Source organism: Wenzhouxiangella sp. XN79A (genome assembly GCF_012272825.1).
Taxonomy (GTDB): Bacteria; Pseudomonadota; Gammaproteobacteria; order Xanthomonadales; family Wenzhouxiangellaceae.
In genome coordinates this window covers 38,489-57,608 of sequence record NZ_JAAWWS010000149.1, presented here as the reverse complement: position 1 = coordinate 57,608, position 19,120 = coordinate 38,489, and the positions used below count along the sequence as shown (strand labels likewise).

Genomic DNA, 19,120 nt, shown 5'->3' with positions numbered 1-19,120 from the left:
CTTTTGTCGCGACTGACAAAAGTAGGTCGCCAGAAAGCGGACGAAGTCCGCGTGGCGAAACGCCTGTAGCCCGAACCCCGGCACAGCCGCCAGACACGGCTCCGGCAAGACGCGAAGAAAGCAGACCACCTCTCAGCCAAAGCCTGTGGCCGACCAGCGACGGCTCGGCCTGACCCTGGCTTCGCGGATGCACCCGGGGCCACTGTAACCCGCAGCCGGAGTGAGCCAAGGCGCGGTCCGACCACCGGCCCACCGACACAGTCCGGAAACCCCTTCGCGTTCAGCCGCCTTTGAAGAGCGCTTTTGCCTACTTTTGTCGCGACTGACAAAAGTAGGTCGCCAGAAAGCGGACGAAGTCCGCGTGGCGAAACGCCTGTAGCCCGAACCCCGGCACAGCCGCCAGACGCGGCTCCAGCAAGACGCGAAGAAAGCAAACCACCTTACAGCCGAAGCCTGTGGCCGATCAGCGACAGATCGGCCTGGCCCTGGCTTCTGGGTTGCATCCGGGGCCACTGGACCCCGCAGCCGGAACGAGCCCGACCACGGTCGGATCACCGGCCCACCGTCGCTGCCCGAAAGCGGCTGCCCGACCGGTCGCAGTGCAAAGTGCTGGCGAGGGGACGGCAGGCCGGAAGGCGATCAGTCGCGCGCCCGGCGACCGCCGGTGATCCGCTCGATGCCGGCCAGGTCGCGGTGGCTCGATAGTGCTTCGTAGCCTTGCTGCTCGAACGCTTCGCGCACTGCCGCGGCCTGGTCGTGGCCGTGTTCGATCCACAGCCAGCCGCCGGGTGCAAGCGCCGGTCTGCTCTCGCTGATGAGTCGGCGGATCAGGGCCAGGCCGTCGGCGCCGTCGGTCAGGGCCGTTTGCGGCTCGAACCGGAGGTCGCCGCGATCGAGGTGCGGATCGCCGGCGGCCACGTAGGGCGGGTTGCTTACGATCGTGTCGAACGGGCCGTCCAGGCCCGTCAACAGGTCACCGCGGTGCCAGCGCACCGAATCGATGCCGAGCTGCAGGCGGTTGCGTTCGGCCACGGCCAGCGCGGCCGCGCTCAGGTCGCTGCCGATGACTGTCCAGTCCGGCCGTTCGGCGGCCAGCGTCAGCGCGATGCAGCCGGAGCCGGTGCCGACGTCGACGACGCGGGCCTTGGCGCTCTGAGTGGAAGCCAGCGCGGCTTCGACCAGGTGTTCGGTTTCGGGTCGCGGGATCAGGACATCCGGGGTGACTTCGAAGTCCCGCCCGTAGAACTCGCGGCGTCCGAGCAGGTAGGCCATGGGCTCGCCGGCGGCGCGGCGGCGGAGCAGGGCGGTCAATCGCGCCGCCTCGGCTGCAGCGAGGCGATGGTCTTCGTGGGCGAAGACCCAGGCGGTGGTCCGGCCGAGTATCCGGCCCGCCAGCTGTCGTTGCTCTGCGGGCGGCACGAGGTGAGCGACGCGCCGGAACAGGGCGTCGAGGCGGTTGCCGGAGCCGTCCTCTGTGGCCGGATCGGTCACGGTCAGGCGGTGGGTTGTTCGCCGTCGGTGAATCCGGAGCCCCGGCGGCGTTCGGCGCGGCGCCGGAGCAGTCCGGTCAGATCGTCGCCGATCAGGTAGAGGATCGGAATCAGCGCCAGGGTGATGACGGTAGCGAACAGGATGCCGAACGACAGCGAGATGGCCATCGGGATCACGCTCTGCGCCTGCAGGCTTTTTTCGAAGAACACGATCGGCACCAGGCCGAGGAAGGTGGTCGCCGAGGTCAGGATGATCGGTCGGAACCGGGCCCGAGCGCCCTTCAGTGCGGCCTCGATGCGCGACTCGCCCTGCTTGCGGTGGTGATTGACGAAGTCGACCAGGATCAGGCTGTCGTTGACCACCACGCCGGCCAGCGCGACGATGCCGAAGATGCTGATCATGCTGACCGGGTAGCCGAGCAGCAGGTGGCCGAAGACCGCGCCGATGATACCGAACGGAATCACCGACATGATCAGCAGCGGCTGCAGATAGGAACGCAGCGGAATCGCGATCAGCGCGTAGATCATGAACAGTGCGAACAGCGTGCCGGCGAACAGTTGCTGCCGGATGTCCTGCAGGGCCTGGGTCTGGCCCGACAAGCGAACGTCGACGCCGGCGTGGCCGGCCAGGATCCTCGGCAGGATGTTCTGGCGCAGGTCGGTGATGATCGCGCCGGGTTCGGCCAGATCCTTGTCGACCCGCGCGGTGATGCTGACCGAACGCTCGCCGTTGTAGCGGCGGATCGCCGACGGGCTGGTGCCCTCGACGATCTCGGCGACCGCGCCGAACGGCACTTCCTCGCCGCTCGGAGTGCGGATGCGCATGTTTTCGAGGTAGCCCTCCGAGCTTCGCTGTTCCAGCGGGTAGCGGACCATCACGCGGACGTCGTCCTCGCCGCGCTGGATGCGCTGGACTTCCTCGCCGAAGAAGGCCTGCCGGACCTGACGGCCCAGCATCTGCTGGCTCAGGCCCAGCACCTCGGCTTCGGGCTTGATCCGGATCTGAAGCTCGCGCAGGCCGACCTCGTAGCTGTTGCGGAGGTCGTAGGTGCCTTCGAATTGCCGGATCGCGGTCTCGAGCTCGGCCGCCGCCGATTCGAGCTGGCCGATGTCCTGGCCAACCAGCTGGAACGAGATGTCCGGGCTGTTGCCGCCCGGACCGCCGGGGCCGCCGACCTGCAGTGCGCGCGCGCCGACGATCTGGCCGACCTCTTCGCGCCAGCGGCGCTCGATGTCGGTCACGTTGAGTCTCGGATCTTCGGTCTTGTGCAGTTCGACCAGGATGTTGCCCGAGGTCTCCGAGCCGGACCACATGTAGCGGGTGCGCACGACCGGTTGCTCGAGGTCGAATTCTTCCTGCATCCGCTCGTCGACCCGGGCCAGCGAGTTCGACAGGTGATCCATGGCCTGGTGCGTGATTTCGGCCGGCGTGCCCTCGTTCATCTGCAGCTCGACGCGCATGAAATCGCCGGCCACGTCGGGAAAGAAGGCCACGCGCACGAACGGTCCGGCGACGAAGCCGATCGAGATGATCAGCACCGCGACGAAACCGGCCAGTGCGGTGTAGCGATTGCGCAGCATCACCGCCAGCGACGGCAGGTAGAAGCGATCGGCGAACTGGTGCATGCCTTCGGAAACCCGACGCTGCATCCGGACCAGCACATTCGGTCTCGACGCGCCCCGCGGTGCGACCTTCATGTGGGCCAGGTGGGCCGGCAGGATCAGCTTCGATTCGATCAGCGACATGAACAGCGCGATGACCACGACCCAGCCGATCGGCGCGAAGAACTGACCGGACACGCCGTCGACCATCAGGATCGGCGCGAAGGCCGCGATCGTGGTCAGGACGCCGAAGGTGGCAGGCACCGCGACCTTCATCGTGCCGTTGATGACGTTCTCGACCGAGTGGCCCTTGCTTCGGATCTCGGTATACGAGGACTCGCCGATCACGATTGCGTCGTCGACCACGATGCCGAGCACGACCAGGAAGCCGAACAGGCTGACCAGGTTGATCGTCACCCCGACCAGCGGCAGCGCCAGCATCGTTCCCGCAAACGCCACCAGCAGCCCGATCATTACCCAGAAGGCGAGCTTCAGGCGCAGGAACAGCGTCAGGATCAGGAACACCAGCAGCGCGCCGGCCAGCAGGTTCTTGGTCATCATGCTCAGCCGGTCCTTCAGGTAGTAGGCCGAGTCGGCCCACCAGGCCACGCTGACGCCGTCGGGCAGCGTCTGCTGGCGCTCCTCGATGAACCGGCGGGTTGCCTCGGAGGCCGCCAGCGCGTCCTGGCCGCCGGTGCTGACCACGCGGATCGCGATGGCCGGCTCGCCGTTGTGACGTGCGTACCGCTCGCTTTCCACGAAACCGTCGTTGATTTCCGCGACATCTTTCAGCAGGACCCGCGAGCCGTCCGGGTTGCTCCGGACCACGATGTCCTGGAAATCGCGGCCGACGTAGGCCTGGCCGACGCTGCGGACCAGGATGTCGCCGCCGGCCGCCTCGATCCGCCCGCCGGGCAGATCCAGCGACGAGGCGCGCACCGCACTGGCCACTTCGGCCAGGGTCAGGCCGTAGGCGCGCAGGGTTTCCTCGCGCACCTCGATGCCGATCTCGTAGGGCCGTGCGCCGAGCAGGTCGGCCTGGGCCACGTCCGGCAGGGCAACGATTTCGTTGCGGAGCTGCCGTGCGACTTCCTTCAGCGTTCGCTCGGGCACATCGCCGAAGACACTGACGTAGATGATTTCGCGGGTGAACGCTGGTCGGTTGTAGATCGGTCGCTCGGTCTCGGCCGGGAAGGTCGCGATCGAATCGACCGCGTTCTTGACTTCATCGAGGACCTCGAGCACGTCGTAGTCGGTCAGCACGTCGATCCGGACCGTGCCCGAGCCTTCACGGGCCGTGGCCACCACTTCCTCGATGCCTTCGACGTCCTCGATCGCCTCTTCGATCTTGATCAGGACACCCTGCTCGACGTCCGTGGGCGTGCCGCCGCGGTACGGGACGGTCACCGTGATCGAGTCGAGCACGATCTGCGGCTGGACTTCCTTGGTGATCGTGATCGCCGACCAGACGCCGCCGGCGACGAGCCCGGCCATCAGCAGATTGGCCGCAACCGCGTTGTGCGCGAACCAGGCGATGATGTTGCCGTACCAGCCACGGTCGTTCACGGCGAGTCCTCGTCGTCGTCGGCCTCGTCGTCGGCCGCTGCGGTCAATTCGGCGGCCGGCAGGATCTGCAGCCGCGGTTCGGCCGCTTCGGGCTCGCGGACCCGGAGCTGCAGGCCCGGCACCGGGGCCGGAATCGCGGTGGTGACGATGCGATCCTCCGCGCCGATCCGGTTGTCGATGTAGACCCGGTCGGTGGTCTTGCGCACGATGTCGACGGTCAGCACCTGCAGCCGGTCGTCGGCGTCGGCCAGGTAGACCTGGTTGCCGCCATGCACGGCCTCGGTCGGCAGTACGATCAGCCCCGTCGAGTCGCGACCGGGGATCGCGGCCTCGACATAGGTGCCGATGGGCAGCGAGCGATGGTCGCTGTCCGGCGCCAGCGCGTACGGGTCTTCGATCTCGGCAACCACATAGGTCAGCCGGGTGTTCTCATCGACCACGCCCTCGGTACGGACCAGCGTGGCCGACCAGGAAGCCGGCCGGCCGGCGACGGTGGCAGTCAGCGTGACCGGCCGCTGCAGTCCGTCGCGCTCGGCTCGGGTCGGCAGGTCGAGGAACGACAGCTCGCGATCCGACATCGGCAGCCGGACCTCGGCCAGATCGGTGGCAAAAGCCACGCCCAGCGTCGTGCCGGGGGTGACGTACTGACCGAGGTCGGTGTCGCGCCGGATCACCATGCCATCGTAGGGCAGACGGATGCGGGTGCGCTCGAGGTCGCGCCGGGCGCGCATCACCGCAGCCTCCCGGGCCTGCACGGCGGCCTCGGCGCGGGCCAGTTGCGGCAGTCGCACGACCAGGTCGCCGGGTTCGCGCGCATCACCGTAGAGGCGGCGGAAATCCTCGCGAGCGGCATCGGAGCGGGCCTGCTCGTCGGCCAGCGTCGCGCGGGCCGCGGCCAGTTCGGCCTCGGCGGCGAGCAGTGCGGCCTCGTAGTCGCTGGGATCGATCCGGGCCAGGTCCTGGCCGGCCTCGAACAGGCCGCCGGCGATGAAGTCGTCGGACATCCAGACGATCGGGCCGGCGACCTCGGAAACCAGCGTCGTTCGGGTCTTCGGCTGGACCGTGCCCTGGGCCTCGATCATGAATCGGTCCTGGCTGATCGCCGGATGGATCGCATCGACCAGCATCGCGGCCTGGTCCGGGGCGCGGCGTTCCGGTCGTTCGTTCTTCGAAACCATCAGCCCGAACAGCAGGACCGCGGCGATGAGAATGGCGATCGGCAGCAGAATGCGGAGACTTCGTGGCATGGAAACGGGTCCGGTCGTCGGGGACGTTGCTGGAAATGCGGCAAATTGTTTCACGCCCGGGTGAGTCCGCACGAGTGCCGGAAGGCATGGATCGCCGACGGTCGCCACGTGCCGAATGCCACCGGTACGCTACACTAGGAGGCGTTTCCAACCAGCGACAGCGGCATGCACTCCCGTCCGAAGCCCGACGGCATCCAGCTCAAGACCCCCGACGAGATCGAGGCCATGCGCGTGGCCGGCCAGCAGGCCGCGAGCGTACTGGCGATGCTGCGCGAACACGTCCGCCCCGGCATCACCACCGGTGAGCTGGACGCGATCGCCCATGCCTACATCGTCGACGAACTGAACGGCATCCCGGCTCCGCTGAACTACCGGGGCTTTCCCAAGTCGATCTGCACCTCGGTCAACCACGTCGTGTGTCACGGCATCCCGGGCGACCGGGTGCTCAAGGACGGCGACATCGTCAATATCGACGTGACCGTGATCCAGGACGGCTGGCACGGCGACACCAGCAAGATGTTCTACGTCGGCGAGCCGTCGATCAAGGCGCGCCGCATCTGCGAGGTCGCCCATCAAGCCATGGTGATCGGCATCGAAGCGGTGCGCCCGGGCGTTACGCTCGGCGACATCGGCCACCTCATCCAGCGCTATGTCGAGGGGCAGCGCTGCTCGGTGGTCCGAGAATACTGCGGCCATGGCATCGGGCGGGTCTTCCACGAGCCGCCGCAGGTGCTGCACTACGGCCGGCCCGGTGACGGCGTGGTGCTCGAACCGGGCATGACCTTCACGATCGAGCCGATGGTCAATCTGGGTAAGCCGGGCACCCGACTGCTGGCCGACGGCTGGACCGTGCTGACCAGGGACCGGAGTCTTTCGGCGCAGTGGGAGCACACGATGGCGGTCATCGACGACGGCGTCGACGTGCTGACCCGGCTGCCCGACGATCCGCTGTGATCGATCGCCTGCTGGCGCCGCCGGCATCCCGCAACTGCCTCGACCTGCAGGCCCTTCAGGCCATCGAGCCGAATGCAGACGCGCTGTCGCGCGCGCTCGGCGAGGCCCGTCGGCGAGCCGACTCGGTGCTGGCCGATGCCTTTGCCGTCGGCACCGACATCCGAGAACTGGTCCGGGCCCGCGCCTGGGTCATCGAACAGCTGGTGCTGACCGCCTGGCGGGCCCTGATTCCGGGCCAGGCGCGGCTCGAGCTGCTTGCGGTCGGCGGTTTCGGCCGCGGCGAGATGCATCCGCATTCCGACACCGACCTGCTGATCCTGCGTCCGGACCCCGGCGACCGTGCGGCCGATGAGCCGATCGCCGCACTGGAAGACTTCATCCGGGTCCTGTGGGATGCCGATCTGCATCCCGGCCACGGCGTGCGGACCGTTGCCGAGTGCGTCGCGGCCGCGCGCGACGACGTCGGCGTGGCGACCAACCTGATGGAGTCGCGGTTGCTCGACGGCGACGGCAGCCTGTTCCAGGCCATGCGCGAGGCGACCGACGCGCCGGCGCTGTGGCCGGCCAATCTTTTTTTCTCCGCCAAGTTCGACGAACAGCAGCAGCGCCACGATCAGCACGAGGACACCGTCTACAACCTCGAGCCGGACCTGAAGAGCGGACCCGGTGGACTGCGTGACGTGCAGATGATCGCCTGGGTCACCCATCGACATTTCGGCACCTCGACGCTGCACGGCCTGGTCGAGCACGATTTCCTGACCGAGCGCGAGCACGACGAACTGGTCGAGTCGCGCAACCGGCTGTGGGCCATCCGCTGGGCGCTGCACCAGATCGCCGGGCGGGCGGAGGAACGTTTGCTGTTCGATTACCAGCGCAAGCTGGCCGCGCGCTTCGGTTTCGATGATCCGGACGGCAACGCCGCCGTCGAGGCCTTCATGCAGACCTACTACCGCACCGTGATGCGGATCGAGCGACTCAACGAACAACTGCTGCAGATCTTCGAAGAGGAACTGCTGGCCGGCCGCACCCACCTGCCGTCCTACGCCATCGACGCGACCTTCCGGGTGACCCACGGCTATCTCGAGCTGGTCGACGAGCAGGCCTTCGTCCGGCGCCCGGAACTGCTCCTCGAGCTGTTCCTGGTGCTGGCCGACGACGACCGGATCCGCGGCGTCCGCGCCTCGACGATCCGCTTGATCCGCGAACACCTGTACCTGATCGACGAGGACTTCCGCAACGAGCCGGCCAACCTCGGCCGCTTTCTTGCCCTGCTCCGGCGCGAGCGCAGGGTGTACTCGCAGCTGGAGCGGATGAGCCGCTACGGGGTGCTGGCCGCACTGCTGCCGGCCTTCGGCGCGATCACCGGCCGCATGCAGTTCGACCTGTTCCATGTCTACACTGTCGATCAGCATATTCTGTTCGTCATTCGCAACCTGCGCCGGATCGCCGACGGCAAGTACCCGGAGGCCTTCGCCCACGTGCAGTCGGTGTTCCGACGCATCGAGCGGCCGGAGGTGCTGTACCTGGCCGCGCTGTTCCACGACATCGCCAAGGGCCGGGGCGGCGACCACTCCGAGTTGGGCGCCGACGATGCGCGGGCCTTCCTCGACCGGCTCGACCTGCCGCAGGCCGACCGTGACCTGGTGGTCTGGATGGTCGAGGACCACCTGCTGATGTCGATGACGGCTCAGCGCCGCGACATCACCGATCCGGCGGTGATCGACGAGTTCGCCCGCGCGGTGGTCGGGCAGCGTCGACTCGATCACCTGTATGTCCTGACCGTGGCCGATATTGCCGCGACCCGCCCGAAGCTTTGGAATTCGTGGAAGGATTCGCTGCTCTGGGAGCTGTACAACGCGGCCAGCGAGCGGCTGGCCGAGGGCGAGGCCGGGCTTCAGGACCGCGCCGAGCTGGCCGACGAAGTCCGTCGAGAGGCGCGCGCGCTGCTGCTCGATCGGGGCTTCGAAGCCGGCGCGGTCGACGATTTGATCGACCAGTTGCCGATCGACGGGCTGGCCCGGCTCGACGCCGACCAGCTGGCCTGGTCGGCCGGGCGGGTGCTGGGCACCGAACAGCGTCCGTTCGTCGCCTGCCGCGCCCTGCCGGACAAGGGCATCAGCGAGGTGTTCGTGCATGCCGGCGACTTCGACGGCCTGTTCGCGATCACGGCGCGCGAGTTCGACCGGATGGAGCTCAACGTGCTGGCCGCCCGGATCGCGACCACCCGCGATCATCGAAGCTGGAACATCTTCCAGTTGATGGACGCCAACGGCGGCGCGATGAATCCGTCCGATACCGCCAGGCTGGAGCGGGCGCTGTCGGAGCAACTGGGTCGGCGCGACATCCGCGCGTTGCCGGGTCGGCCGATACCGCGACGCCTGCGCCATTTCCTGACCCGCGCCGAGATCACGATGGAACCGGCCGGCGGCTTGACCCGTCTGGAGATCGCGACCACCGATCGGCCGGGGCTGCTGTCGGCCATCGCCGAGGCGCTGCTGGCCGCCGACCTGCGCCTGCACGACGCGCGGGTGGCCACCTTCGGCCAGCGCGTCGAGGACGTGTTCACCATTTCCGACCGCGACGGGCGCGCCCTGGACGACGCGCGTGCCCGCGACCTTGAAGCCCGGCTGCGCGCGCGGCTGGATCCGGCCGAGACCCGGCCGTCCGTCGAAACCTCCGAGAGCCACCGATGACGACCGACTATTCCCGACACCAGGCCCTGATCGAACAGGCCTGGGCCGAGCGCGAGACGCTTGCCCCCGGCCGCTGCCCTCCCGATCTGCGCGACACCGTCGATACCGTGCTGCATGGCCTCGAGCGCGGCCAGTTGCGCGTGGCCACGCCGGGCGACGACGGGTGGATCGTGCACGAGTGGCTGAAGCAGTCGATCCTGCTGCATTTCCGGATCACGCCGAACCGGGTCATGCACGACGGCGCGCGGCGCTACTACGACAAGGTCGGACTGCGCTTTTCCGGCGACGACGACCCGGTCGAGGCCAGCGGCGCCCGGCTGGTGCCCGACGCCACCGTTCGCCAGGGCGCGCACGTCGCCCCCGATGCGGTGCTGATGCCGAGCTATGTCAACATCGGCGCGTGGGTCGGCCCGGGCAGCATGATCGATACCTGGGCCACGGTCGGCTCCTGCGCCCAGATCGGCGCTGGCGTCCACCTGTCGGGCGGGGCCGGCATCGGCGGCGTGCTCGAACCCCTGCAGGCGCAGCCGACCATCATCGAGGACGGCTGTTTCATCGGCGCTCGCAGCGAGGTCGTCGAGGGCGTCATCGTCGAGGCCGGCGCGGTGATCGGCATGGGTGTGTTCATCGGCCAGAGCACCCGGATCTACAACCGCGAGACCGGTGAGATCACCACCGGGCGGGTCCCGGCCGGGTCGGTCGTGGTCGCCGGCAGCCTGCCGGCCGCCGACGGCAGCCACAGCCTGAACGCCGCGATCATCGTCAAGCAGGTCGATGCGCGGACCCGGTCCAGGACCTCGGTCAATGAACTGCTGCGCCAGGCGCGCTCCGACTGAACCTTTCAGGAGTCCCGATGAAGATCCACGGCATCAACAGCTGCGATACCTGCCGCAAGGCGCGCAGGTGGCTGGGAGAGCAGGGCATCGAAGCGACATGGGTCGACCTGCGCGCCGACGGCGTGGTCCGCGCCGACCTGGAGCGCTGGCTGGACGCGGTCGGCGCCGAGGCGCTGGTCAATCGACGTTCGACGACCTGGCGCGAGCTGCCCGAGAACGAGCGTCCGGCGATGGAGCCCGAGGCGGTGCTGCCGGTGCTCGAGGCGCACCCGACGCTGATCAAGCGGCCGGTGTTCGAGCGGGCCGGCGAGGTCCGGGTCGGCTTCACGCCGGCCGTGCGTGACTGGCTGACGGCATGAGCGAGGTCGCCGAACTCACCCGGTCACTGATCGAGCGGGCCTCGGTCACGCCCGACGACGCCGGCTGCCAGGCCCTGCTGGCCGACCGCCTGGCCGCCGCCGGCATGGAGCTCGAGCGAATGCGTTTCGGCGAGGTCGACAACCTGCTGGCTCGCCACGGCCACGGCGCCCCGCACCTGCTGCTGCTGGGCCACACGGACGTGGTCCCGGCCGGGCCCGAGGACGCCTGGTCGTCACCGCCGTTCCAGCCCGAGGAGCGCGACGGCCGGCTGTACGGACGGGGCGCGGCCGACATGAAGGGCTCGCTGGCTGCGATGGTCGTGGCGGTCGAAGGCTTTCTGGCCGCACACCCCGACCATGCCGGGACGCTGTCGCTGCTGGTGACGTCCGATGAGGAAGGGCCGGCTGTCGACGGCACGGTCAAGGTCGTCGAACAGCTCGCCGAGCGCGGCGAGCTGCCCGATCACGTCCTGGTCGGCGAGCCCTCGAGTTCGGCGCGGCTGGGCGACGTCATCCGGATCGGCCGCCGCGGCAGTCTGCAGGCGGTACTGCGGGTTCGCGGGGTGCAGGGGCACACGGCCTATGCCGACCCGGCCGAAAATCCGGTCCATCGCGTTGCGCCGCTGCTGGCCGCGCTGACCGCGATGCGATTCGACGACGGCGACAAGGCGTTTCCTCCGACCCGGCTGCAGGTGTCGAACCTGCGCGCCGGCACCGGGGCCGAGAACGTCACGCCCGGTGAGGTCGAGATCCGCTTCAACCTGCGCCACAATCCGAATTCGCCGGCCGGCATGCTGGAGGCCCGGGTCCTGGCCCTGGTCGAGGAGCACGCCCCGGGCGATTGGTCGCTGGACTGGCGGATTTCCGGTGCGCCGTTCGGGCCGGCGCGCGGCGCGCTGCTCGACGCGGTCGCGGCCAGCTGCCGCGAAGTGCTGGACGTCGATCCCAGGCCGGATACCGGCGGCGGCACCAGCGACGGACGGTTCTTCGGTCCGCGCGGCATCGAGGTGGTCGAACTGGGGCCGGTCAACCGGACCATCCACCAGGTCGACGAGTGTGTCGACCTCGCCGACCTGGAACGGCTGCCGACGGTCTACCGGGGCGTACTCGATCGCCTGCTGGCCAGGCCGTCGTGAGCGCCGCGGCGATACACTTGCACGGATGAGTTCCGGAGGCCGCCCATGCGCATCGTGATCGCGATCCTGGTTGCGCTGCTGCTGATGCTCCAGGTCGAGCTCTGGCGCCAGTACGGTCAGATCGGAGAGCTCATGCGCCAGGTCGAGACCCAGCTCGACCAGAACCAGGGCCTGAGCGAGCGCAACGACGCCTTGGCGGCCGAAGTCGCCGACCTCAAGAGCGGCCTCGAGGCGGTCGAAGAACGCGCCCGGGCCGAACTCGGCCTGGTTCGCGACGGCGAACGGTTCTACCTGGTCGTCGATCCCGAGGACCTGCCCGAGGGACAGGCCGAGGCGCTGCGCCGGCTCGAGGGGCTGCCCGCCGCGCCCGATCCGGTCGGCGGCGCGTCCGAGGCCCGGCCGGCGCTGGATGACCGGCCCGACCCCGACCCGCCCACCGACGATGGTTGAGTTTGCCTGGGGCGGTCCGGTCGGGCGCGGACGCATCCGCGAACGGCCGGAAGATTTCCGCGTGATCGAGGACACCGGCTACACGCCCAGCGGTTCCGGGGAGCACCTGTGGCTGGAAATCGAGAAGCGCGGGATGAACACCCTGGACGTGGCGCGTGCGCTGGCCGACCGGGCCGGGGTGCCGCTGCGCGCGGTCGGCTTCGCCGGACTGAAGGACCGCAACGCGGTGACCCGCCAGCCGTTTACCGTGCAGCTGCCCGGCCGGGTCGATCCCGACGTTTCCGACTGGTCGGACGAGCGGATGCGCGTTCTGTCCGTCGACCGCCACACGCGCAAGATCCAGCGCGGCCGGCTGGCGGGCAACGGTTTCGATCTGACCTTGCGCGGGGTCGACGGCGAGCGGACCGCGATCGATGACCGGCTGAGCCGGATCGCCGCCGGGGGGGTGCCGAACGGCTTCGGGGAACAGCGCTTCGGCGGCAACAACATCGCCAGGGCCTACCGGCTGTTCCGCGGCGAACTGCGGCGCAAGCCGTCGCGCGCCAAGCGCGGCTTCTACCTGTCCGCGGCGCGCTCGCTGATCTTCAACAAGGTGCTGGAAGCACGCCTGGCCGACGGCAGCTGGAACCGGCCGCAGCCCGGTGAACTGGTCATGCTCGACGGCAGCCGCTCGACCTTCGCCGCTGAGGCCATCGACGCCGAACTCGTCGAGCGCGCCGAGCGGCTCGACCTCCACCCCAGCGGCCCGCTGGTCGGCCGCGGGGGAAGCGCGCCGACCGGCCAGGTCGCGGCGCTGGAGCAGGACGTGCTGGCCGCCCACGCCGAACTGGTCGAAGGGCTGGAGCGGTTCGGGCTGTCGGGCGAGCGCCGGCCGCTGAGGATGCGCGTGCTGGCCCTTGAATGGCGCTGGACCGCGGACGACGTGCTGCGCCTGAGCTTCGGCCTGCGGGCCGGCTGCTACGCAACGGCGATGCTGCGCGAAGTGCTTGACTATACTGACGCCAGCCACGATCTGGTTGGCTCATGACGCAGTGGACGCAGCAATGATCTACCGACTGAAAGGCGCCTCCGGCCCGTTGACCGGCCGGACCTTCGAGATCGGCGACGGCCTGGTGCTGGGTTCGGCCGAGGACGCCGACATCCGCGATCCGGCGCTGGCGCCCCGCCACGCGGTGATTCGCCCGGACGGGGGCGGGCTGGTGCTCGACGCCGAGGGGCGGGTCGAGATCAATGGCGAGGTGGTCGCGCGCCGCGGGCTGGAGTCCGGCGACGAGATTCGCCTGGAGACCCTGCGCTTCGTGCTGCAGGCGCCGGGTCTGAAGCCGGCTCGCGTGCTCGAACCGGTCGCAGCGCCGCGCGCGGGGCCGGGTCCGGTCGGCTGGATCGCCGCCGCGCTGGCCGCGGCCGCTGCGGCAACGGCCGGCTGGTGGTGGTTGGCCGGTCCCGGAGCGGGTCCGGCCGGATGAGCGGGACAGCGGCCCACGGCAAGCGGTCCGATGACTGGCGCTTGTGCGTGGCGCCGATGATGGACTGGACCGACCGCCACTGCCGCTATTTCCATCGCCTGCTGGCGCCCTCCGCGCGCCTGTACACCGAAATGGTCACCACCGGCGCCGTGCTGCACGGTGATCGCGACTACCTGCTGGGCTTCGATCCGGCCGAACACCCTGTGGCGCTGCAGCTCGGCGGCTCGGAGCCGGACGAACTGGCCGAAGCGGCCCGGATCGGCGCCGAGTGGGGCTATGACGAGATCAACCTGAACTGCGGCTGCCCGTCGGACCGGGTCCAGAAAGGACGTTTCGGGGCCTGCCTGATGCTCGAGCCGGAGCGGGTCCGGGACGGCCTCGCGGCGATGCGCGATGCCGTCGATGTGCCGGTGACGGTCAAGACCCGGATCGGTGTCGATGACCATGACAGCGAAGCCTTCCTGCACCGCTTCGTCGAAATCGTCGCCGACAGCGGCGTCGACACCTTCATCCTGCATGCCCGCAAGGCCTGGCTGAGCGGGCTGAGCCCGAAACAGAATCGTGAAGTGCCCGCGCTGGACTACGATCGCGTGGCCCGACTCAAGCAGGCCTTTCCCCGGCTTCGGGTGGTGCTCAACGGCGGCCTGGTCGAGACCGCCGCCTGCCGGGCCGCGCTGGCGCGCTTCGACGGCGTGATGCTCGGTCGTGCGGCCTACCAGAACCCGTGGATCCTGGTCGAACTGCAGGAGGCGCTGGTGCCGGGCAGCGCGCCGGCCGACCGCGCCGAGGTGGTCGAACGAATGGTCGAGTACGCCGAACGCATGCAGGGCGAGCGCGGCGTGCGGCTGCAGGCGATCGGCCGGCACCTGCTCGGCCTGTTTCACGGTCAGCCGGGCGCCCGTGGATGGCGGCGCGGGCTGAGCCAGAACATGCATCGCGACGGCGCCGGGCCGGCGCTGCTGCAGGAATTCCTGCCGGCGTCGGCAGGGTCGACTCCGGAGCGCGCCTGCGGGTAGCCGTCCAGTGTGTTTCAACGCCGTGATCCTATTGACACGGCGACGTAAACCCTCTAACATTCTCGTTCTTCGGCAGACCGTCCATGCGCGGTCTGTCGTTTGTTTTCTACAGGTTTGGAAAAAATGGCGACGATCAATCAGCTGGTCCGCAAGCCGCGGCGCCCGAAACAGTACAAGTCGAACGTGCCGGCCCTCGAGGCCTCGCCGCAGAAGCGCGGTGTCTGCACGCGCGTGTACACCACCACCCCGAAGAAGCCGAACTCCGCGCTTCGCAAGGTGGCGCGTGTGCGCTTGACCAACGGCTACGAGGTCACCAGCTACATCGGCGGCGAAGGCCACAACCTGCAGGAGCACTCGGTCGTGCTGATCCGCGGCGGTCGAGTCAAGGACCTGCCGGGTGTGCGGTACCACACCGTGCGCGGCAGCCTGGACACCGCGGGTGTCTCGGATCGCCGCCAGGGTCGCTCGAAGTACGGCGCCAAGAAGCCGAAGAGCTGACCGGGAAGGTCGCACGAACCTCGTCACTGATCACGGAATTTTTCTATGTCCCGCAAGCATTCCAATTTCCACCGCGACGTCCTGCCGGACCCGAAGTTCGGCAGCGAGCTGCTGACCCGCTTCATCAACATGGTGATGATGGACGGCAAGAAGTCCGTCGCCGAGCGCATCGTCTATGGTGCGATCGACGAGATTCAGGCCAGGGGTCATGCCGATCCGATCGAGCTGATCGAGAAGGCGCTGGACGCGGTCGCTCCGGCGGTCGAGGTCAAGTCCCGCCGCGTCGGTGGTGCAACCTACCAGGTGCCGGTCGAAGTCCGTCCGCGCCGCCGCCAGACCCTGGCCATGCGGTGGGTCATCGATTTCGCCCGCAAGCGCGGCGAGAAGTCGATGCCCAAGCGCCTGGCCGGTGAGCTGCTCGATGCCGCCGAAGAGCGCGGCAACGCGGTGAAGAAGCGGGAAGATGTCCATCGCATGGCCGAAGCCAACAAGGCTTTTGCCCACTACCGCTGGTAAGACCCGGAGTCTATCGTGCCCCGCAAGACCCCAATCGAGCGCTATCGGAACATCGGGATCATGGCCCATATCGACGCGGGCAAGACCACGACGACCGAGCGCATCCTGTTCTACACCGGCATCTCGCACAAGATCGGCGAGGTGCACGATGGGAATGCCGTGATGGACTGGATGGAGCAGGAGCAGGAGCGTGGCATCACGATCACCTCCGCTGCGACGACCTGCTTCTGGAACGGCATGGACAGCGATTGGCCGGAGTACCGGATCAACATCATCGACACCCCGGGCCACGTCGATTTCACGATCGAGGTCGAGCGCTCGCTGCGCGTGCTCGACGGTGCCGTGGCGGTGTTCTGCGCGGTCGGCGGCGTCGAGCCGCAGTCCGAGACCGTCTGGCGCCAGGGCAACAAGTACGCAGTGCCGCGGATGGCGTTCGTCAACAAGATGGATCGAACCGGTGCGAACTTCACTCGCGTGGTCGCTCAGATCAAGGATCGGCTGGGTGCTCGTCCGGTGCCCATCCAGATTCCGATCGGGGCCGAGGAAGACTTCGAGGGCGTGGTCGACCTGGTCAAGATGAAGGCCATCTACTGGGATGTCGAGAACATGGGTACGACCTATGAAGCTCGCGATATCCCGGCCGAGCTGCTCGACGAAGCCCGCGCCGCCCATGAGTTCATGGTCGAGTCGGCCGCCGAGGGCTCCGAGGCGCTGATGGAAAAGTACCTGGAAGGCGGAGAGCTGACCCAGGAAGAAATCATCGAAGGCCTGCGTGCCGGCACCCTGAGCAACGAGATCGTTCCGGTGCTGTGCGGTACGGCATTCAAGAACAAGGGTGTGCAGGCGTTGCTGGATGCGATCGTCCAGTACATGCCGGCGCCCACCGAGGTGAAGGCCATTCGCGGCGTCCTCGAGAACGAAGAGGAAGGCACCCGCAAGTCCTCCGACGACGAGCCGTTCGCGGCGCTGGCGTTCAAGATCGCCACCGACCCGTTCGTCGGCTCGCTGACGTTCTTCCGTGTCTACTCGGGCGTCATCAGTGCCGGCGACACCGTCCTCAACCCGGTCAAGGGCAAGAAGGAGCGGATCGGTCGCCTGCTGCAGATGCACTCGAATTCGCGCGAGGAGCTGAAGGAAGTCCGCGCCGGCGATATCGCCGCGGCGGTCGGTCTGAAGGATGTGACCACCGGCGACACGCTGTGCGATCCGTCCGACGTGATCACGCTGGAGCGGATGGAGTTCCCGGAGCCGGTGATCGCCGTGGCCGTCGAGCCGAAGACCAAGGCCGACCAGGAGAAGATGGGCATTGCGCTGCAGAAGCTTGCGCAGGAAGACCCCTCGTTCCGGGTCCATACCGACGAAGAATCGGGTCAGACCATCATTGCCGGTATGGGCGAGCTGCACCTCGACATCATCGTCGACCGCATGAAGCGCGAATTCAAGGTCGAGGCCAACGTCGGCAAGCCGCAGGTTTCCTATCGCGAAACGATTCGCAAGAGCGTCGAAGCCGAAGGCAAGTTCGTTCGCCAGTCCGGTGGTCGCGGCCAGTACGGACACGTCAAGATCCGGCTGGAACCGCTGGAAGAAGGCGCCGGTTTCGAGTTTGCCAACGAGATCGTGGGTGGTGTGGTCCCCAAGGACTACATCGGCTCGGTCGCGAAGGGCATCGAGGAGCAGTTGCAGAACGGCTGCCTGGCCGGCTTTCCGATGGTCGACGTCAAGGCCAGCCTGTTCGACGGGTCGTATCACGAAGTCGATTCGTCGGAGATGGCATTCAAGATCGCCGGTTCGATGGCCGTCAAGGACGGTGCGTTGAAGGCCAGCCCGGTGCTGCTCGAGCCGATCATGAAGGTCGAAGCGGTGACCCCGGAAGACTACATGGGCGATGTCATGGGCGACCTGAACCGTCGGCGTGGCCTGGTCCAGGGCATGGAAGACGCGGCGTCGGGCAAGATCATCCGCGCCAACGTGCCGCTTTCGGAGATGTTCGGCTACGCGACCGATCTGCGTTCGATGACGCAGGGTCGCGCGAACTACTCCATGGAGTTCCTGCACTACGCCGAGGCCCCGTCCAGCGTGGCCGACGAAATCATCAAGAAAACCGCATAAGAACGCGAGAGGAATCGTTCCAATGTCCAAGGCTAAATTCGAACGTACGAAGCCGCACGTGAACGTCGGCACCATCGGTCACGTCGACCACGGCAAGACCACGCTGACGGCGGCGCTGACGAAGGTGTGCGCGGAAGCGCGTGGCGGCGAGTTCCGCGCCTACGATCAGATCGACAACGCGCCGGAAGAGCGTGCGCGCGGGATCACGATCGCGACGGCGCACGTCGAGTACGAGTCGGACGCGCGTCACTACGCCCACGTGGACTGCCCGGGGCACGCCGACTACGTCAAGAACATGATCACCGGTGCGGCGCAGATGGACGGCGCGATCCTGGTGGTGTCGGCGGCCGACGGCCCGATGCCGCAGACGCGCGAGCACATCCTGCTGGCGCGCCAGGTCGGCGTTCCGCAGATCCTGGTCTACCTGAACAAGGCGGACATGGTCGACGACGAAGAGCTGCTGGAGCTGGTGGAGATGGAAGTCCGCGAGCTGCTGTCGAGCTACGACTTCCCGGGCGACGACACCCCGATCATCACCGGTTCGGCGCTGAAGGCGCTGGAAGGCGACGATTCGGACATCGGCGTGCCGTCGATCATGAAGCTGGTCGAGGCGCTGGACACCTACATTCCGACGCCGGAGCGTGACACCGACAAGCCGTTCCTGATGCCGATCGAGGACGTGTTCTCGATTTCGGGTCGCGGTACGGTGGTGACGGGTCGCATCGAGCGCGGCATCGTGACGGTGGGCGACGAGCTGGAAATCGTCGGCATCAAGGACACCACGAAGACGACCTGCACGGGCGTGGAGATGTTCCGCAAGCTGCTGGATCGCGGTGAGGCGGGCGACAACGTCGGCGTGCTGCTGCGCGGCACCAAGCGTGACGACGTCGAGCGCGGCCAGGTGCTGGCCAAGCCGGGCACGATCACGCCGCACACGCACTTCGAAGCCGAGGTGTACGTGCTGAGCAAGGAAGAGGGCGGCCGTCACACGCCGTTCTTCAAGGGCTACCGTCCGCAGTTCTACTTCCGCACGACCGACGTGACGGGTGCCGTGGAGCTGCCGGAAGGTGTCGAGATGGTGATGCCGGGCGACAACGTGAAGATCCAGGTCGAGCTGATCGCACCGATCGCCATGGAAGAAGGTCTGCGTTTCGCCATCCGTGAGGGTGGTCGGACCGTGGG

The 19,120-nt window shown here is 67.9% G+C and carries 16 protein-coding genes; 13 read left to right on the top strand and 3 right to left on the bottom strand.

The window, feature by feature from the left end; genetic code table 11:
* Positions 1-639 precede the first annotated feature (639 nt).
* The 3 genes from prmC to HFP89_RS09115 are packed head-to-tail and all read right to left on the bottom strand — an operon-like array spanning position 640 to position 5,905.
* Positions 640-1,491 carry a peptide chain release factor N(5)-glutamine methyltransferase gene (gene prmC, locus HFP89_RS09125; RefSeq protein ID WP_206212292.1) on the bottom strand — a complete coding sequence of 284 codons (852 nt, stop codon included), beginning with the start codon at positions 1,489-1,491 and terminating at the stop codon, positions 640-642.
* 2 nt (positions 1,492-1,493) lie between these two features.
* Entirely contained in the window at positions 1,494-4,658 is a 3,165-nt protein-coding gene (locus HFP89_RS09120) for an efflux RND transporter permease subunit (protein WP_206212291.1), read from the bottom strand.
* Positions 4,655-5,905, bottom strand: coding sequence for an efflux RND transporter periplasmic adaptor subunit (locus HFP89_RS09115; RefSeq protein WP_168717348.1), 1,251 nt, complete (start codon positions 5,903-5,905; stop codon positions 4,655-4,657). The genes HFP89_RS09120 and HFP89_RS09115 overlap by 4 nt, the downstream gene beginning before the upstream one ends.
* 165 nt (positions 5,906-6,070) lie before the next feature.
* Here HFP89_RS09115 and map point away from each other — a divergent pair, with 165 nt between their 5' ends.
* The 13 genes from map to tuf form a co-directional block, all read left to right on the top strand.
* Complete coding sequence (gene map, locus HFP89_RS09110) at positions 6,071-6,859, top strand: type I methionyl aminopeptidase (protein ID WP_168717347.1); 789 nt, start codon at positions 6,071-6,073, stop codon at positions 6,857-6,859.
* On the top strand, positions 6,856-9,552 hold the full coding sequence (gene glnD, locus HFP89_RS09105) for a [protein-PII] uridylyltransferase (protein WP_168717346.1): 2,697 nt from the start codon (positions 6,856-6,858) through the stop codon (positions 9,550-9,552). The genes map and glnD overlap by 4 nt, the downstream gene beginning before the upstream one ends.
* Positions 9,549-10,388 (top strand): 2,3,4,5-tetrahydropyridine-2,6-dicarboxylate N-succinyltransferase, encoded by an 840-nt coding sequence (gene dapD, locus HFP89_RS09100; RefSeq protein WP_168717345.1) that lies wholly within the window; start codon positions 9,549-9,551, stop codon positions 10,386-10,388. Before glnD ends, dapD begins: the two co-directional genes overlap by 4 nt.
* A 17-nt stretch (positions 10,389-10,405) precedes the next feature.
* Positions 10,406-10,747, top strand: coding sequence for a Spx/MgsR family RNA polymerase-binding regulatory protein (locus HFP89_RS09095; RefSeq protein WP_168717344.1), 342 nt, complete (start codon positions 10,406-10,408; stop codon positions 10,745-10,747).
* The gene (dapE, locus tag HFP89_RS09090) at positions 10,744-11,883 is read left to right on the top strand and encodes a succinyl-diaminopimelate desuccinylase (protein WP_168717343.1); all 1,140 of its coding nucleotides are present in this window, start codon (positions 10,744-10,746) and stop codon (positions 11,881-11,883) included. Before HFP89_RS09095 ends, dapE begins: the two co-directional genes overlap by 4 nt.
* Before the next feature lie 45 nt (positions 11,884-11,928).
* On the top strand, positions 11,929-12,333 hold the full coding sequence (locus HFP89_RS09085) for a septum formation initiator family protein (protein ID WP_168717342.1): 405 nt from the start codon (positions 11,929-11,931) through the stop codon (positions 12,331-12,333).
* Positions 12,326-13,360: a tRNA pseudouridine(13) synthase TruD gene (gene truD / locus HFP89_RS09080; RefSeq protein ID WP_168717341.1), complete on the top strand. Its 1,035-nt coding sequence runs from the start codon at positions 12,326-12,328 to the stop codon at positions 13,358-13,360. The genes HFP89_RS09085 and truD overlap by 8 nt, the downstream gene beginning before the upstream one ends.
* 16 nt (positions 13,361-13,376) lie before the next feature.
* Positions 13,377-13,799 carry an FHA domain-containing protein gene (locus HFP89_RS09075; protein WP_168717340.1) on the top strand — a complete coding sequence of 141 codons (423 nt, stop codon included), beginning with the start codon at positions 13,377-13,379 and terminating at the stop codon, positions 13,797-13,799.
* Positions 13,796-14,815 carry a tRNA dihydrouridine(20/20a) synthase DusA gene (dusA, locus tag HFP89_RS09070; RefSeq protein WP_168717339.1) on the top strand — a complete coding sequence of 340 codons (1,020 nt, stop codon included), beginning with the start codon at positions 13,796-13,798 and terminating at the stop codon, positions 14,813-14,815. The genes HFP89_RS09075 and dusA overlap by 4 nt, the downstream gene beginning before the upstream one ends.
* A 123-nt stretch (positions 14,816-14,938) precedes the next feature.
* Positions 14,939-15,313, top strand: coding sequence for a 30S ribosomal protein S12 (gene rpsL, locus HFP89_RS09065; protein ID WP_168717338.1), 375 nt, complete (start codon positions 14,939-14,941; stop codon positions 15,311-15,313).
* Positions 15,314-15,358: 45 nt separating this feature from the next.
* Positions 15,359-15,829: a 30S ribosomal protein S7 gene (gene rpsG, locus HFP89_RS09060; protein WP_168717337.1), complete on the top strand. Its 471-nt coding sequence runs from the start codon at positions 15,359-15,361 to the stop codon at positions 15,827-15,829.
* A gap of 15 nt (positions 15,830-15,844) precedes the next feature.
* Positions 15,845-17,938 carry an elongation factor G gene (gene fusA / locus HFP89_RS09055; RefSeq protein ID WP_168717336.1) on the top strand — a complete coding sequence of 698 codons (2,094 nt, stop codon included), beginning with the start codon at positions 15,845-15,847 and terminating at the stop codon, positions 17,936-17,938.
* 22 nt (positions 17,939-17,960) lie between these two features.
* A partial coding sequence (tuf, locus tag HFP89_RS09050) for an elongation factor Tu (RefSeq protein ID WP_168716862.1) occupies positions 17,961-19,120 on the top strand: 1,160 nt, incomplete at its 3' end.